The sequence below is a fragment of the Streptomyces sp. NPDC005811 genome (assembly GCF_040630405.1).
Classification (GTDB): domain Bacteria; phylum Actinomycetota; class Actinomycetes; order Streptomycetales; family Streptomycetaceae; genus Streptomyces.
Genome location: NZ_JBEXXK010000107.1, coordinates 1 through 14,840, shown reverse-complemented (window position 1 = coordinate 14,840; position 14,840 = coordinate 1). Strand labels below are relative to the sequence as shown.

Below are 14,840 nucleotides of genomic sequence, written 5' to 3'. Positions count from 1 at the left end.
ACGGCTCGATCACCGCCCACGACTCATCAGTCAGCTCATGACGACGCACCACGAACGGACCAACGACGCCGACACTTTGCGGACACGACCTAGGCGTTCGGGTGACGCCGGGCGGGCCACGAGTCGGTGTCGGTCACGACATGACCATGTTCCTCGGCAACCACCGGACCGCGCCCCGAGGCCGGAGGCCGTCGTGGTGTTCCAGGGCTTGTCGGGCGCCCTGGAGTCTGATTGGGTTCGGCGCGCCGGATACGCGAGGGACGCGGCGGGCGGGAGGGACCAGACACCGTGCAGCCCATGGCGCAGCAGGACATTCGCGGGCCGCTCCCCGAAGGGCTCGCACGGGCGGTCCGTGAGACCGCCGCCGACATCGCGGCGCTGTTGAGCAGCGCCTCCGACATGACCGCTCCTGTACCCGATTCGGAGTGGACGGTCGGCGAGGCGGCCGCTCATCTGGCACTGGCCAACGAGCTGATGGCCGACCTCGCAGCCGGGCAGGAACGCCCTTACGGGGACGGTACGCCGCAGAGTCTGGCCGCCGCCAACGCACATGCCCTCGCCCGCTTCGGGCAGCGCGGTGCGCAGCCGCTGGCGTCGATGATCACAGCGCAGGCCGACGTGTTCCTCGGCGCAGTGGAGCGGGCCGCGACGCCGGAGAGCACCACTGACCCGGTGCTCGTGTCGCCCCTGGGTCCGATGGACCGGCACGTTCTCGCGTCCTACCTGCTGACGCACATGCTGGGCCACGGCTACGACCTCGCCCGTGCACTGAAGCGCCCGCACATGATCGACCGCACCCGGGTCGGGCTGTGCATGCCGTTCATGCTCGCGGTCATGCCGCGCGTCGTCGACACCTCCGCCGCCGCCGATCTGTCCGTCCGCTACGCCATCCGCCTCCGGGGCGGCACGGCGTTCGGCGTCTGCCTGCGCGACGCCGGCGTGCACGTGTCCCCGACACCGCCGGAACGTCCGGACTGCACCATCCTGATCGAACCCGTGGCCTTCCTCCTCATCGCGCTGGGCCGGCTCCATCCGTGGCGGGCCATCGGGCAGGGGCAGGTCTTCGCCTGGGGGCGCAAACCCTGGCTCGCGCCGCGCTTCCCGACCCTGTTCACCGCACCCTGATCGGGCCGTGGCGCTCTTCGGAGGTGCTGCCCGGTTCGGCGCTGCAGGGGCTCAGGTCGTGCACGGTCCGGTGAGGCACGGGCAGGTCCGGAGACTGGTGGGCCGGCTCCAGGAGGCCGACCTCGGGAACAGGTGGTGCCCGCCGGGCTTCCGCTCGTCGTGCACGTGCTTGCGCCGGGCACGTTCCTGATGGGCACCACCGAGCTCGTCGTGGTCGGCCTCCTGCCCGAGATCGTGGGAGACGCGATCCCCACCACCGCCCTCGCCCTGAACCACTGCCGCCGAGCTGCGCCGACCGGGCACGCCGATCAGGCTTGAGGAGACCGGCCAGGGCGCGCCCTCGCCCATGAACCACCGACCAGCACCCTGCGCACCGCACGATCACCGCACTGGAGAGCACCTCATGCGCGCAACCCTCATGTACGGCGCAGGCGACGTCCGCGTCGAGAACGTCCCGGACTCGGTGGTCAAGCACCCGACCGACGCCCTGGTCCGGATCACCGCGTCCTGCGTCTGCGGCAGCGACCTGCATCCCTACGGTTCGATGAAGCCCGAGGACGGTCCCGCCCGTATGGGGCACGAGTTCATCGGCATCGTCGAGGACACCGGCTCGCAGGTGGCCACCGTCCGGCGCGGTGACCTGGTCGTCGCCCCGTTCGCGATCTCCGACAACACCTGTGCGTTCTGCCGCGAGGGCCTGCACACGTCCTGCGCCCATCCGCAGGCCGGCTTCTGGGACGGCGAGGCGGAAGAGGGCGGTCAGGCCGAGGCGGTCCGCGTGCCGCTCGCCGACGGAACCCTGGTCAGGCTGCCCGTCGCGGCGGACTCCGCCCTCATCCCGTCCCTGCTGACCCTCTCGGACGTGTTCGGCACCGGCTACCACGCCGCCGTGGCGGGCGGTGTCGACGAACGCACCAGCGTCACCGTGATCGGCGACGGTGCGGTCGGCCTGCTGGCGGTCCTCTCGGCCAAGCGGCTCGGCGCGGAGCGGATCATCCTGATGGGCCGCCACCGTGCCCGCACCGGGCTGGGCCGCGAGTTCGGTGCCACCGACGTCGTCTCCGCCCGCGGCGAGGAAGGCATCGAGGCCGTCCGCGAGCTGACCGGCGGGCACGGCACGCACGTGGTCCTGGAAGCGGTCGGCCACATGCCCGCCTACGAACAGGCCCTCGGCGTCGTCCGCCCCGGCGGCGTGATCAGCCGCGTCGGAGTGCCCCAGTACGAGACCGCGCCCATCGGCTTCGGCAGCCTCTTCCGCCACAACATCCGCCTCGCCGGTGGGCCCGCGCCCGTCCGCGCCTACATCGAGGAACTGATGCCCGACATCCTCGACGGCACCATCGAGCCGGGGAAGGTGTTCGACGCCACCACCGGCCTCGACGGTGTCCCGGCCGGATACCGGAACATGGCTGACCGTACGAGCCTGAAGGTCCTCATCACTCCCTGACCGGAGCACGCTGGCAGTTGGGACGGCCGGTCGCCCGGGGGCCGCTCACCGCGTCGTCGCACTCAGCCCTGGGCCCGGGCAGAGCGAGCCGACGGGCCGCCGAGCAGCCCGGGGGAGGCGGCGAGCACCTCCCGCAGCACGGCGGTCGCCCGCTCGACGAGCTCCGCCGGGACATCCTGGAAAAGCGCCTCGTGAGCCGCCGCGTTGACCAGGACCGCGCGCTCGGCGAGCGCGATGCCGTCAGGCGTCAGCTTGAGCCAGGTGCTGCGGGCGTCTTCCGGGTCGCTCTCCCGCTCCATGAGATCGCGGCCCACCAGACGGTGGGTGACGTTGGTGGTGCCGCCGGTGGAGAGCATCAGCGAGCGGGCGAGCTGGTTCGGCTTCATACGGTACGGGGCGCCGGAGCGGCGCAGCGCCACCAGTATGTCGAACTCCGCCGGGGTCAGCCCGAGCCCGGTCAGCTCACGCCGCATCACACCGTCCAGCGTGCTCGACAGGAACATGATCCGCTTGGTCAGTTCCGAGGAGGCGTGCTCGACCTCGGGCAGCTCGGCGCGCCAAGAGTCCATCCACGCGTCCACGGGATCCGGTGTCGTCGTCACGTGTTGCATCGTAGGTCACTATCGATATAGCTTTCCAAATAGCTTTTTAGAAAGCTTTTGACCTAGAGAGATCTAGAGAGACCTAGAGAGGTGGGCATCGTCATGCCCGGCACCCGCATACTGATCCGCAACGGCCAGGTCATCGACACCGAGCCCGAGCCGGTCGTCCTCCCGCACACCGACGTCCTGATCGAGGACGGCCGGATCGCCGCCGTCGGCGCCGGTCTGCTGTCGGACGGCGCCACCGTCGTCGACGCCACCGACCGGATCGTGCTCCCGGGCTTCGTGGACACCCACCGGCACGTGTGGCAGTCGGCGCTGCGCGGCGCGGCCGTGGACGTCGACCTCGGCGCGTACCTCGGCATCCTGGCGCGGTACGGCCCCAAGTTCGGCCCGCAGGACGTGTACACCGCGACCCTCGCCGGCGCGCTGGAGTGTCTCGACTCCGGCATCACGACCCAGCTGGACTACTCGCACATCTCCTACTCTCCGGAGCACGCGGACGCCGCCATCGACGCCCTGGGCGCGGCGGGCCTGCGCGCGGTCTACGGCTACGGCACGCCGGTCACCGGCGGCGGCAGCCTCGACGACGTCCGCCGGATCCGCGGCGAGCGCCTCGCGGACGACCAGGCGCGCGTCACGATGGCCTACGCTCCGCTCGGCCCCTCGTTCGCCCCGGTGGAGGTGGTGGCGGGCGAATGGCAGGTCGCCGACGCACTGGACCTGCGCGTGACCTTCCACGTCGCCGCCACCCCCGTCAGCCCCCGGCCGATCTCCGCCCTGCGCGAGGCCGGTCTGCTGCGCGAGAAGATCCTCTACGTCCACGGCAACACGCTCGCCGACGACGAGCTGAACCTGATCGCCGACTCCGGTGCCACCGCCTCGGCCGCCCCCGGCGCGGAGGCGATGCTGGGCAACAACTCCCCGGTGGCCGGCCGCCTCAGGCGCCTCGGGGTCACCACCGGCCTCGGCGTCGACGCCGTCACCTCGGCCCCCGGTGACATGTTCTCCCTGATGCGGGCCACGCTGCTGGCCGGCCAGATCGCCGACGACGCGCGGATGACCTGCGCGGACGTCCTGAAGATGGCGACTCTCGACGGTGCCGCCGCGCTCGGCCTGGCCGACCGCACCGGCTCACTGCGCCCCGGCAAGCACGCCGACGTCGTCCTGTTGCGTCTGGACGACATCAACATGCTGTCGGCCGAGCGCGACCCCATCGCGGCCGTCGTCACGGCGGCCCACCCCCACAACGTGGACACGGTCCTGGTGGCCGGACAGGTCGTGAAGAGCGGCGGCCGCCTGGTCCACGCCGACCTCGGCCGCGTCACCCGGGAGCTGCGGGAGACCGCGCGCAAGGTCGCCGGCCGCTGACACCATCGAGGCCTCCTTCATCACCGGCCAGGTCCACCTCGTGGACGGCGGCCTGATCCGCCGCTGACCGCGGTACGCGGGCGCGGCGACTCGTCGTCCGCCGGACGTACAGCTGCGGGGGAAGACGCCGTGGCGGATGCTGTAAGGGACGGCCGCGCCGGCGAAGGAGGTCTTGAGGTCACCCTCCACGAGCTGGACCAGGCCGGGCGCGACACCCCGGTCGAGGCGAGAGGCGCCCGGCCGCGTACCCGCCGCCGCGGTGCGCCGCGCGAGGAGCCCGTGCCGGAGCCCGCGTACGGGGACGCAGGCGCAGGCACAGACGGCTGGGAAAGGGCCGGTGAGCAATGGCGGAGGACTGGGGGACCGCGCTGGCCCGGTTGTTGGAGCGCTCGCACACCGCCTCCCCGCTGCGGATATCGCAACTGGTGGACGAGGCCGCCCGTTCGATGGGGATGGCGTCGGCGGACGTCTACCTGGCGGACGTGCAGGAGGACCAGTTGGTGCCGCTGCCCGGCACCAGGGGCCACGACCGCCCGGCCGACGCGCTGGCGATCGAGGGAACGGTGGCCGGATGGGCCTATCGGACCATGTCGCTGCGGCTGTCGCGGCGCAGGCCGCTGGCGGTGTGGCTGCCTCTGGTCGACGGCATCGCCAGGATCGGCGTGCTGCACGTCACCGCCGACCAGCTCACCCCGGCCCTGCTGGACGGCGCCACCCAACTGGCCGCGGTGACCGCGCTGACCGTCGTCTCCAAAAGCGGATTCAGCGACCTGTTCAGCCGCACCGTGCGCAGTCGCCCGATGACGACCGCTGCGGAGATGGTCTGGGCGTTCCTGCCCCCGCGCACCCTGGGCACCGACAAGGTCACCTCCAGTGCCGCGTTGGAGCCCGCCTACGAGATCGGCGGGGACGCCTTCGACCACGGCCTGGACGACGGACGCCTGCACCTCACCGTGGTCGACGCGATGGGCCACGACCTGGCCGCGGGGCTGGCCTCCGCCGTGGCGCTGGGCGGCTGCCGATCCACCCGCCGCGCCGGCGGCACCTTGGCCGACATCACCGATCGAATCGACGAAGACCTGCACCGATGGCTGCCCGGCGGCCTGCTCACCGGCGTCTTCGCACACCTGGAGCTCGACACCGGGCAACTGGCCTGGATCAACGCCGGCCACCCGCCTCCGCTCCTCATCCGTGGCCACCGCGTGGTACCGGCGGCACTGGAGGCCAAGGGCGAGCTGCCGCTCGGCCTCGGCCCGGGCTACCAGCCCTCCCGAACCGTGCACCGGGCCCAGCTGGAACCCGGCGACCGCGTCCTGATCCACACCGACGGTGTCACCGAGGCCCGCTCCGGCATCGGGACGCGTTTCGGTGAGGACCAGCTCGTCGACTTCGTCACCCGTGCGCTCGCCGCAGGCGAACCCGCCCCCGAAGCGCTGCGCCGCCTGATCCACGCCATCCTCGACCACCATCACGGCCGGCTGCAGGACGATGCCACCATCGTCCTTGCCGAATGGCACCCGGACACCGACGACACCCGTCGCCGGGAATCCGCCGGTACGAAGGCGCGAAGGGACCCCTCGACGGGGGCATCCGGCTGAACCCGACGTGTTCCGGGCGCGCCCGAGCGGCGCAGGTCGTCGTCCGCTGCCGGTGATCGAGGTGCCGCCGCCGGGCGGACTCGACGACATCGCCTCCGCCCGGGCCGCGAGCGGTTCTCCACCGTCATCGCGAGGCAGGCCCCACCGGCACCTGGCGCCGTTCGCCCCGGCGGCCGGCCCCGGCTCCGCGCCGTTCACGCCGCAGGCGTCGGCGCTTCCGCCGGGCCTGCGATCAGCTGCCCCATGGCCCGCTCGGCAAGCGTCCGCTCATGGAGGCGGCGGGCGGATTCGAGGAGCCGGATGCTGTCGGGGCCCCACATGCGGCGCAGCACGTAACGCTCGTAGGGACCCTGCTGCATCAGCCAGGCGACGGGGAGGAAGAGCTTCGCGGCCAGGACGGCCGCCTTGTCCCTGCGCGGGGACAGGCCCATCGACGTCCGCATCTTCGCGGGGAGGGCGCCCATGACGGGGAGTTCGACGAGCGAAGTCTGCAGGGCGTAGGGGATCGCCGCGCGCAGGTGGGAGATGTGGAAGTTCTTCACCACCGTCCTCATCACCAGCTTGAACCAGTCCTCGCCGGTGTCGGGGATCGTGTAGACCGTCTTGCTCGGCTCGAAGAGGTCGGCGTACTTCTCGTACAGGGCGCCCAGTTCGGCCATCGTCGTCGGGATGTCCTCCTCGGGTGCGCCGACGAGCCTGAGGTACGCCCCGGTCTCGGCGATGAACTGGTCGCGCTGCGCGGGGGAGAGGCGGTGCGGGAGCCTGCCGTCGCGGAAGGCGAAGGCCTCGTAGACGCGCAGCATGGGGTGCATCTCGGTGAGCGCCGCCCACATGGCGTCGCGGGGCTCGCTCGCGTCGTAGCCGCCGAGTTCGGGCCGGGCGGTGTCGATGACGTCGCCGACGACCTTCTTGTGGATGGTGTGCAGGTGCTTGGCCATCAGCCGGGCGGTCTTGGAGTCGCCGAGCCACATGGGCGCGTGCATGCCCGAGTTGCGGGACAGCCGGTCGAAGACGTCCATCATGGTGAGTGTGCCTTCGCGGGCCTTGCGGGACATGGGGTCGCGGTCGCGCAGGCCCGCGTTGACCGGGTTGTAGCCCTTGATCTGTACGACGCTCTGGGCGGCGTTGAGGAACACGATGGTCGCGGGGTGGAGCAGGACCTCCCAGGCGACGCTGCCGGGGCCGAAGAGGCCGTGGTCCGGAGTGCTGTCCTCGTTGAGCGACCCGCCCGCGGGAGTCGGCTCGCCGAAGCGTCGCCAGCGCCTCTCGGTACCGAGCAGATCCTCCCTGGTGATCTTCACCTTGGCCGGCTTCCTGCCACGGCCTGCGGCGACAGTGCTCATCACGATCTCCCTCGATCGACTCACTCCCGGTTTAATTCCCGCCCGGGAATTAAATGTGGCAGCAAGCTATGCTCGGGGATGCGCCGCGTCAACCCTTGTCGGGCAAGAGGGGTAAAAGGTCATGAGTGTCACGGAAGGGGCAACGCCGTCCGGCGTCCGCAGGACCCGGGGACGCCGGGCGGGCATCAGCCTGCCGCGCATCATCGAGGCGGCCCGTTCCCTGGACGCCGGCGCCGTCACCATGCAGGCCGTCGCCGACAAGCTCGGCGTCGACCGCAAGGCGGTCAACCACCACGTCAGCGACCGGGACTCGCTGCTGCGGCTGCTGGCCCTCGACTCGCTCTCCCGGAGTTCGCGGACGGTCGAGATCCCCGGGGAGGCCTCCTGGCAGGAGGCGTGCCGGATCTACGCCGAGGCCTTCACCGAGAGTCTGATCGCCGCCGACGCCCTTGCCGAGCACCTCATGCCGGACGACTCGCTGTACGCGCCGTTCATCGAGCCGGCCGAGGCCCTCGCGGCCAAGCTCACGGAGGCCGGCTTCGACGACGAGGCCGCCGTACGATCCCTCGCCCTGCTGGTCAACCTCTGCTGGGCGCACGCCCGCGACACCATCCACGTCGCCCGCAGCGGCGAACGCCTCCGCCCCCGCCTCACCCGTGAACTTGTCGCCGGCCGCGATCCCGGTGCCTTCGAGAACCTCGCCCGTATCGTCGAGCACGGCATCGACACGTATGACCGGAAGCAGCTCGACTTCGCCGTCGAGGTCTTCGTCCGCGGTCTCGAAGCGGTCCTGCTCTCAGCAGGCACCCGGACTGCTCGGCACGCAGTGCGGTGAACGTCTCCGCGCGGTCCGTCGTCCCCGTGGGCCGAGGGCCGGTCAGTCCTTGTAGCCGGGGGCGATGCGGTCGACGAGCCGGAGCAGCGCCGCCCAGGCGAGGTCGTAGGCCTTGTCGTCCTGGAGGTCGGAGTCGTGGGCTTCACCGGTGAGTTGGCGGGCGGTGAGTTCGCAGGTGTCGGGGTCGGGAAGGACGAGCTTCGCGCCCCCGGCGGCGGCGGTGGTCTGGATCTCGCAGGCCTTGTCCAGGTAGTACATGCGCAGGAACGCCTGCGCCGGGGTGGTCCCGACGGTCAGCAGGCCGTGGTTGCGCAGGATCATCGCCGGGTGGCCACCGAGGTCGGCGACGAGGCGCCGTTGCTCGGCGAGGTTGAGGGCGACGCCTTCGTAGGAGTGGTAGCCGAGCCTGCCGTAGAACTCCATCGAGATCTGGTTGAGCGGCAGCAGGCCCTCCTCCTGGGCGGCGACCGCGCACCCCGCCCTGGTGTGGGTGTGCAGGACGCACCGGGCGTCGGGGCGGGCCGCGTGGATCGCGCTGTGGATGACGAAACCGGCCGGGTTGACGGGGTGAGGGGTCTCCTCGACGGGGTGGCCGGACAGACCGATCTTCACCAGGTTCGAGGCGGTGATCTCCTCGAAGAGCAGCCCGTAGGGGTTGATCAGGAAGTGGTGTTCGGGGCCGGGGAGCCGTACCGAGATGTGCGTGAAGATGAGATCGGTCATCCGGAAGTGGGCCACCAGGCGGTAGACGGCGGCGAGTTCGCGGCGCAGACGGAGTTCTTCCGTGCTGACGTCCGTGCTGAGGGTGGGCATGGAGGGCCTTTCCAGGGCGGAGATGTACGGCACGTGCGGGTGCGGGTGCGATCGGGCGGCGGGTGTCAGGCCGCGCTGAGCTCCGGGCTCGTGGCGGCCGGGGCGGCGGAGGGCTCGCCCGCCAGACGGCGGCGCCAGGTCTCCAGGACCGTCTCGTCGGTCGGCCGGGTCACCAGGCTGACGGCGACATAGGCGACGAGGCTGGCGAGGAGGCCGTAGTAGATCGGCTCGTTGGCCAGGAGGCCGTCGGTCACCATGAGGACGATCACCGTCGTCCCGCCCGCCACCATCGCGGTCAGCGCGCCCGGCAGGTTGCCGCGCCGCCAGACCAGGCCGCCGAGGATCGGCACCAGCAGGCCGCCGACGAGCAGGTTGTAGGCGACGGTGAGCGCCTCGATGACATCCCCGAGGACACAGGCGATCGCCATGGCGACCACGCCCAGGACGGCGATGGCGAGCCGGTTGGAGCCGATCTCGTCCTGTTCCCCGGCCGGCGTACGGCGGCGCAGCCGGGCCCAGATGTCCTGGTCGGCCACGGTCGCGGAGGCGATCAGGGCGCCGCTGGCGGTGGACATCATCGCGGACAGGGCGGCGGCGAGGACCAGTCCGCGCACCCCGGTCGGCAGGGCGTGCTGGACGATGGTGGCGAACGCCTGGTCGGCGGCGGCCAGGTTCGGGTAGAGGGTCTTCGTCGCCATGCCGATGAACGCGCCGGCCACGGCGTACACCAGGCAGTAGACGCCGGCGACGGTGCCGCCCCAGGCGGCGACCCTGTCGCTGCGCGCGGTGAAGACGCGCTGCCAGATGTCCTGCCCGATCAGCATGCCGAAGGTGTAGATCAGCACGAAGGTGACGATGGTCTGCCCGCCGATGGAGGTGAGGGAGAAGTAGCCGCCGGGCAGCCGGTCGGCCATGGCGCCGAAGCCGCCCGCCTTCACCACCGCGATCGGCAGCAGCAGCACGAGCACGCCCACGCTCTTCACGACGAACTGCACCATGTCGGTGAGCGTGATGGACCACATGCCGCCGAGCGCCGAGTAGCCGACCACGATCGTGCCGCCGACGACCACCGCGACCCAGCGCGGCACGTCGAAGAGGACGTCGAAGACACTGGCGTACGCGATCGTCGAGGTCACCGCCAGCATGAGGGTGTAGATCCACATGACGACGCCCGAGATCACGCTCGCGGCGTCGCCGTAGCGCAGCGACAGCATCTCGGCGACCGTGTAGACCCGCAGCCGGGAGATACGGGCGGAGAAGAAGACGCTCAGCGCCAGCAGCCCGAGGCCGATGGCGCCGACCATGGCGGCACCCGAGAGGCCGTAGCTGTATCCGAGGCGGACACCGCCGATGGTGGAGGCGCCGCCGAGGACCACGGCGGCCATGGTGCCGGTGTACATGAGCGGGCCGAGGCGGCGCCCAGCGACCAGGAAGTCGCTCTTGGAGGCGGCACGGCGTCTGCCCCACCAGCCGACACCGATGATGCCGAGCAGATAGGCGGCCATGACGAGATAGTCGACGGTCACGGGAACCTCCGGGGGAGGAGAGGGAGCGGGGAGGGGGAGGGGGGGTGACATGACCGTAGCCACGGGGTGTACTGCTACTGAAGTGCCGCTTCTGTCTGATCTGGAGACGCTCGTTGGACGAATCCGCCACCGGAGGCGCCGATGCGGGCGCCCGAACCGCCGCCGACGACGCCGAGCAGCCGTCGGTGCGCCTCGGGGTGCTGCTCGCCGACCCGGCCCTCGGCCTCACCCAGGTCGCCGGTCCGGCGGCCGCGGACCGCCTGGCCGGCACGGTCGGCACCACCGAGCTGGACGACCCCACGCCGTATCTCGTCGGCGGTGAACTCCTCCTCACCTCCGGGCTACGGCTCCCCGAGGACGCGGACGGCATCGACACCTACGTACGACGGGTCGTCGCCGCCGGAGTCGCCGCGCTCGGCTTCGGCGTGGCCCCCGTGCACGCCGAGGTGCCGACGGAACTCGTCCGTGCCTGCGACCGGCACGGCCTGCCGCTCCTGCGTCTCCCGCCCGCCACCCCCTTCGTCGCCGTCGGGCGGGCCGCCTACGCCGCGATCGGCGAGGCCCGCACCCGGGAGCTGCGGGAGATCTCCCGGGCCCAGTCGGCGCTGGCCTCGGCCGCCGCCCGCCCGGACGCCCTGCGCGCCGTCCTCGGCCAGCTCGCCGCCCACACCGGGGCGTGGTGCGCCCTCTACGACGCCCAGGGCACCGAACTCCTCTCCGCGGGCCGCCGCCCCGCATCCCCGCACCTGCTGCGCGACCTCGCGGTCCGCACCCTGCGACAGGCCGACGGCCCGAGGGCGGCCGCGACCCACGACGCCGACCGGGGCAGCCACCTCACCGTCCACACCCTGCCCGCCGGCGGCGACGGTACGGCCGCCGTGACGCTGGCCCTCGGACAGGCCGCGGCCCAGCCCCCGACCACCGTGCACCGCCAGGTGACCGGCACGGCGACGGTCCTGCTGGCCCTGCTCACCGGCCCGCGGCACGCCCTGAGCACGGACACCCACAGCGTCGGCGCACTGGTACGGCTGATGCTCGGCGCCACGCCCGCAGAGGTCGCCCCCGAGCTGGTCCCGGACGGGCCGGCGGGCGGCGCGGCGGGCGCACACTGGACGGTCGTCCACGGCCGATATGCCGATGCCTACGGGCCGCCGCCATCCGTCGGCGTGCCGAGACTGGCCGCCCTGGCAACCCTGCTGGGGACCCCGTACGTGCACATCGACGGTCCTGAGCTCAAGGCGCTGGTCCCCTGCGCCGCCGACGCCCGGCCGCAGGCGCCCGCCCGGGCGGCCGAGCTCGGCTGGGTCCTCGGCTACAGCACACCCGTGTCCGCGCGCGACCTGCCGCACGCCGACACCCAGGCCGAACGCGCCCTGCAACGCGCTCTCGCCGCCGGGACACCCGCCGTCGTCCACACGACCGATCCCCTCACCCTCCACACGCTCGTCGACCCGGCCGACGCCCGTGAACTCGCCCGCACCCGCTTCGCCCGCCTGGACGGGGCCGGCCCGCCGGGCGCGCCGATCCTTCTCGACACCCTGCGGACCTGGCTCACCGTCCACGGCAGCTGGGACCGCACCGCGGCGCTCCTCGGCGTCCACCGCAACACCGTCCGTCACCGTCTGGCACGGCTGGCCGACCTCCTCGACGTCGACCTCCAGGACCCCGGAGCCCGGATGGAACTCTGGTTCGCCCTGCAGTGGCTACCGGGCGAGCCGGCGCACGAGCGCCCCTGATGCGGCGGCAGTCACCCAGCAGGTCGGCCCCCACCTCGGTGGACTCCCGCAGCCCCTCGGCCGGCTGATGATCGAACCGAGTGGTATTCGGCCAGGTCGGATGACTTTGTGGCCATTCGTCGTAACTCCGCCTCCGACATCACTGAGAGGGCGCTACATAAGAGGGGTCGGTCATCGGGGGAGGTTGGACGGTTGTTGACCATCAACGTTGCGGTGGTGCTCGCGTGACGCAGGCCGGCCGATGAGCCCCCGCACACCCAGGCGACGGTCGCCGGCCGTCAGGCGCGCGCCGGTACGGCGACGCACCCGCAGGCCCGCACGGCGGAGGCAGCGCGCGCAGGACGGGCTGGTCGGCCTTCTCGTGGTCGTGGCCCTGGGCGTCGCTGCGGTGGTGGCCGTAGTGAACTGGCTGCTGGTCCACTGGTGGGTCCTGGCCGCCATGGGCATGCTCGCGGCACTGGCCGGCTGCGGCTGGATCCACCACCGGCAGCGCAGCGCCCAGTGGGACGCCGTCCGTGCGCAAGGGTTGCGCTATGGCCTGGTCCAGCTGGACGCGCTGCACCACTCCCGGTTCGAGGACGCGGTGCGCGATCTGATGCGCCGTGACGGCTGCCCGGACGCGGTCCGCGTCGGGGGACGCGGGGACCTGGGCGCCGACGTGAAAGCCACCGATCCCTACGGTCGGCGCTGGGTGATCCAGTGCAAGCACCGGCGCGACGGCCTTGGCGGCTCAGCCGTGGGCACACCGGACCTTCAGGTCCTCAACGGCACCGCCCGCCAGGTACACGGTGCCGACGTCGCGGTGATCGTCACCAACGGCCGGGTGACCGCGCCGGCGGTGGCGTTCGCCGAGCAGCAGCGACTTCACGTGGTGGACCGCCACACCCTTGGAACCTGGGCATCCGGCTCCCGCCCCCTTTGGGAGCTGCTCCGGGCAGTGCCGCCGCCTCGCAAGCCCACCGCCCTCTCCTGACCCGCTGCAGCGGGGTGGGCGGCATCGGCTACCTCGCCCGCCGGCATGACAGCGGCGAACCGGGTGGTCATCGCCGTATGAACGCGCATATGGTGCGCTGATGTCGTACCGTCTCAACGCTGCCCTAGGCGACTTCGACCGCCTGCGAAGCTGGGCCTCGGAGGTTCCGTGGGCTGTGGTCGCTCCGCTCGCGCAGCGCATGGGTCTGCTGGTGCTGCCGGCCGAGCTCCCAGGTGATCTGCCGGGAACACTGAGCGACCTCTCTCGCGGCGGACCGGTCGCCCATGTGGAAGCGGACTTCTGGGGCGGCGATGGGCATCAGACCGCCGCCTTGTGGCGGGCCGGCGTGCGGGAATGGGGGCCGGCGCACACCTCGGAGTTCGGCGGTCCGCGGGAGGAGTGGCCGATCAACGCGGCGCTGGCCCGGCTCGGCGTGGTGCGGGCCGACCCCGACGCGCCGGACCACCGTGATCTGTTCGTGGACGTGGGTCTCGGCCAAGGTCGGGACGACGAGGACTGGCGCTCGGCCGCCGTGAAGGCGTACGACGCGGCCGACTACGACGAGTGGTCCGCGCAAGGGCAGGCCAGGCGGGAACACGAGGAACGCGTCGCGGCTGAGCGAGACCTGCACGAACGGCTGCACGGGGTTCCCGTGGCGCTCAACGGCAAGGACATCATGGCGCTGCTCGGCATACCTCCGGGCCGGACGATAGGGGTGGCCGTCCGCGCACTGCAACAACTCCACCTCGACCACGGCCCCCTCTCCCGTGGGGAGGCCGAGGCCGCCCTGCGCGCCTGGGCTGCGGAGCAAGGTCTGGCCCCAGCCGCGGGTGACGAGGCGCGCGGAAGCATTCGCCCCGCGCGCTCGTGACCAGGGGGAGGGGGCCGACGAGCCGGGCCCAGGTGCGCAGCCGGCCATGGACGCATGGCGAACGGCCAGGCCGGCGCGGGCGTGCTGTCAGCAGTGCCGCAGCCCGTACCTGCTCGGGTCGGCGTCGAACGAGCTGGGAGTGAACACCCAGTCGGCCGGCACGTAACCCTCCCTCCCCTCGCTGATCCAGTCGGGCACCGTGCGGTACCAGGTCGTGTTCCCGCCGCCGTGCAGTCCGCCCGTCGACCAGCAGGTGAAGTAGCTGAACGTCGACTTCAGCAGACCGTTGAAGGGGCTTTCGTGGAACGGCTCCAGACGGGTCGGCGCGTCTCCGTGGTTCCCGCACCACAACCGGCCGTCCTGGGGCCGGACACCGCACTCGGCAGCCGCTGCCGCCGGAGCCGCCGGACCCGCCTGCGCGGAGGGGGCGGCCAGGGTTCCGGCCAGGACGGTGGCCAGCGCGGTGGAGAGCAGGGTCGCCTTGAGGTGTTTCCCGAACATGGTTCTCCGTAAGTTGTTAGGCGGCCCGGGAGGGCCGGGTGTGGCTGACGGTTCTCTGCCATCAGTGGCTTCGAAGGAGTGGCCGCCCGGTTCTCCGGG

At 71.9% G+C, this 14,840-nt stretch carries 14 protein-coding genes; 9 read left to right on the top strand and 5 right to left on the bottom strand.

The window, feature by feature from the left end; genetic code table 11:
• Positions 1–297 precede the first annotated feature (297 nt).
• The 3 genes from ABZ490_RS51185 (at position 298) to ABZ490_RS51175 (ending at position 2,572) form a co-directional block, all read left to right on the top strand.
• Positions 298–1,125 (top strand): maleylpyruvate isomerase family mycothiol-dependent enzyme, encoded by an 828-nt coding sequence (locus tag ABZ490_RS51185; protein ID WP_359007604.1) that lies wholly within the window; start codon positions 298–300, stop codon positions 1,123–1,125.
• Positions 1,126–1,314: 189 nt separating this feature from the next.
• Positions 1,315–1,443: a hypothetical protein gene (locus ABZ490_RS51180; RefSeq protein WP_359007607.1), complete on the top strand. Its 129-nt coding sequence runs from the start codon at positions 1,315–1,317 to the stop codon at positions 1,441–1,443.
• 85 nt (positions 1,444–1,528) lie between these two features.
• Positions 1,529–2,572 carry an alcohol dehydrogenase catalytic domain-containing protein gene (locus tag ABZ490_RS51175; RefSeq protein WP_359007601.1) on the top strand — a complete coding sequence of 348 codons (1,044 nt, stop codon included), beginning with the start codon at positions 1,529–1,531 and terminating at the stop codon, positions 2,570–2,572.
• Between the two features lie 62 nt (positions 2,573–2,634).
• Here ABZ490_RS51175 and ABZ490_RS51170 read toward each other — a convergent pair whose 3' ends face one another.
• Entirely contained in the window at positions 2,635–3,174 is a 540-nt protein-coding gene (locus ABZ490_RS51170; RefSeq protein WP_359007598.1) for a MarR family transcriptional regulator, read from the bottom strand.
• Between the two features lie 102 nt (positions 3,175–3,276).
• Here ABZ490_RS51170 and ABZ490_RS51165 point away from each other — a divergent pair, with 102 nt between their 5' ends.
• The gene (locus ABZ490_RS51165) at positions 3,277–4,545 is read left to right on the top strand and encodes an amidohydrolase family protein (protein ID WP_359007595.1); all 1,269 of its coding nucleotides are present in this window, start codon (positions 3,277–3,279) and stop codon (positions 4,543–4,545) included.
• A gap of 344 nt (positions 4,546–4,889) precedes the next feature.
• The gene (locus tag ABZ490_RS51160; protein WP_359007592.1) at positions 4,890–6,143 is read left to right on the top strand and encodes a PP2C family protein-serine/threonine phosphatase; all 1,254 of its coding nucleotides are present in this window, start codon (positions 4,890–4,892) and stop codon (positions 6,141–6,143) included.
• Between the two features lie 194 nt (positions 6,144–6,337).
• Here the strand turns inward: ABZ490_RS51160 and ABZ490_RS51155 are convergent, their stop codons facing one another.
• Complete coding sequence (locus ABZ490_RS51155; RefSeq protein WP_359007589.1) at positions 6,338–7,486, bottom strand: oxygenase MpaB family protein; 1,149 nt, start codon at positions 7,484–7,486, stop codon at positions 6,338–6,340.
• A gap of 121 nt (positions 7,487–7,607) precedes the next feature.
• Between ABZ490_RS51155 and ABZ490_RS51150 the strand changes: the two genes are divergently transcribed.
• The gene (locus ABZ490_RS51150) at positions 7,608–8,321 is read left to right on the top strand and encodes a TetR/AcrR family transcriptional regulator C-terminal domain-containing protein (protein WP_359007586.1); all 714 of its coding nucleotides are present in this window, start codon (positions 7,608–7,610) and stop codon (positions 8,319–8,321) included.
• A 42-nt stretch (positions 8,322–8,363) separates the two neighbouring features.
• Here the strand turns inward: ABZ490_RS51150 and ABZ490_RS51145 are convergent, their stop codons facing one another.
• Both ABZ490_RS51145 and ABZ490_RS51140 read right to left on the bottom strand, forming a co-directional pair.
• Positions 8,364–9,134: a class II aldolase/adducin family protein gene (locus tag ABZ490_RS51145; protein WP_359007583.1), complete on the bottom strand. Its 771-nt coding sequence runs from the start codon at positions 9,132–9,134 to the stop codon at positions 8,364–8,366.
• A 65-nt stretch (positions 9,135–9,199) separates the two neighbouring features.
• The gene (locus ABZ490_RS51140) at positions 9,200–10,660 is read right to left on the bottom strand and encodes a sodium:solute symporter (protein WP_359007580.1); all 1,461 of its coding nucleotides are present in this window, start codon (positions 10,658–10,660) and stop codon (positions 9,200–9,202) included.
• A 113-nt stretch (positions 10,661–10,773) separates the two neighbouring features.
• Between ABZ490_RS51140 and ABZ490_RS51135 the strand changes: the two genes are divergently transcribed.
• The 3 genes from ABZ490_RS51135 (at position 10,774) to ABZ490_RS51125 (ending at position 14,240) form a co-directional block, all read left to right on the top strand.
• Positions 10,774–12,396, top strand: a complete 1,623-nt coding sequence (locus tag ABZ490_RS51135) for a PucR family transcriptional regulator (protein WP_359007577.1) — start codon at positions 10,774–10,776, stop codon at positions 12,394–12,396.
• A gap of 241 nt (positions 12,397–12,637) precedes the next feature.
• Positions 12,638–13,369: a restriction endonuclease gene (locus ABZ490_RS51130; RefSeq protein WP_359007574.1), complete on the top strand. Its 732-nt coding sequence runs from the start codon at positions 12,638–12,640 to the stop codon at positions 13,367–13,369.
• Positions 13,370–13,469: 100 nt separating this feature from the next.
• Positions 13,470–14,240 carry a hypothetical protein gene (locus ABZ490_RS51125; protein WP_359007571.1) on the top strand — a complete coding sequence of 257 codons (771 nt, stop codon included), beginning with the start codon at positions 13,470–13,472 and terminating at the stop codon, positions 14,238–14,240.
• A gap of 87 nt (positions 14,241–14,327) precedes the next feature.
• On the opposite strand, the gene ABZ490_RS51120 is transcribed toward ABZ490_RS51125, so the two are convergent.
• A complete protein-coding gene (locus ABZ490_RS51120) occupies positions 14,328–14,741 on the bottom strand; it encodes a hypothetical protein (protein ID WP_359007568.1) in 414 nt (137 codons plus the stop codon).
• Positions 14,742–14,840: the final 99 nt, after the last annotated feature.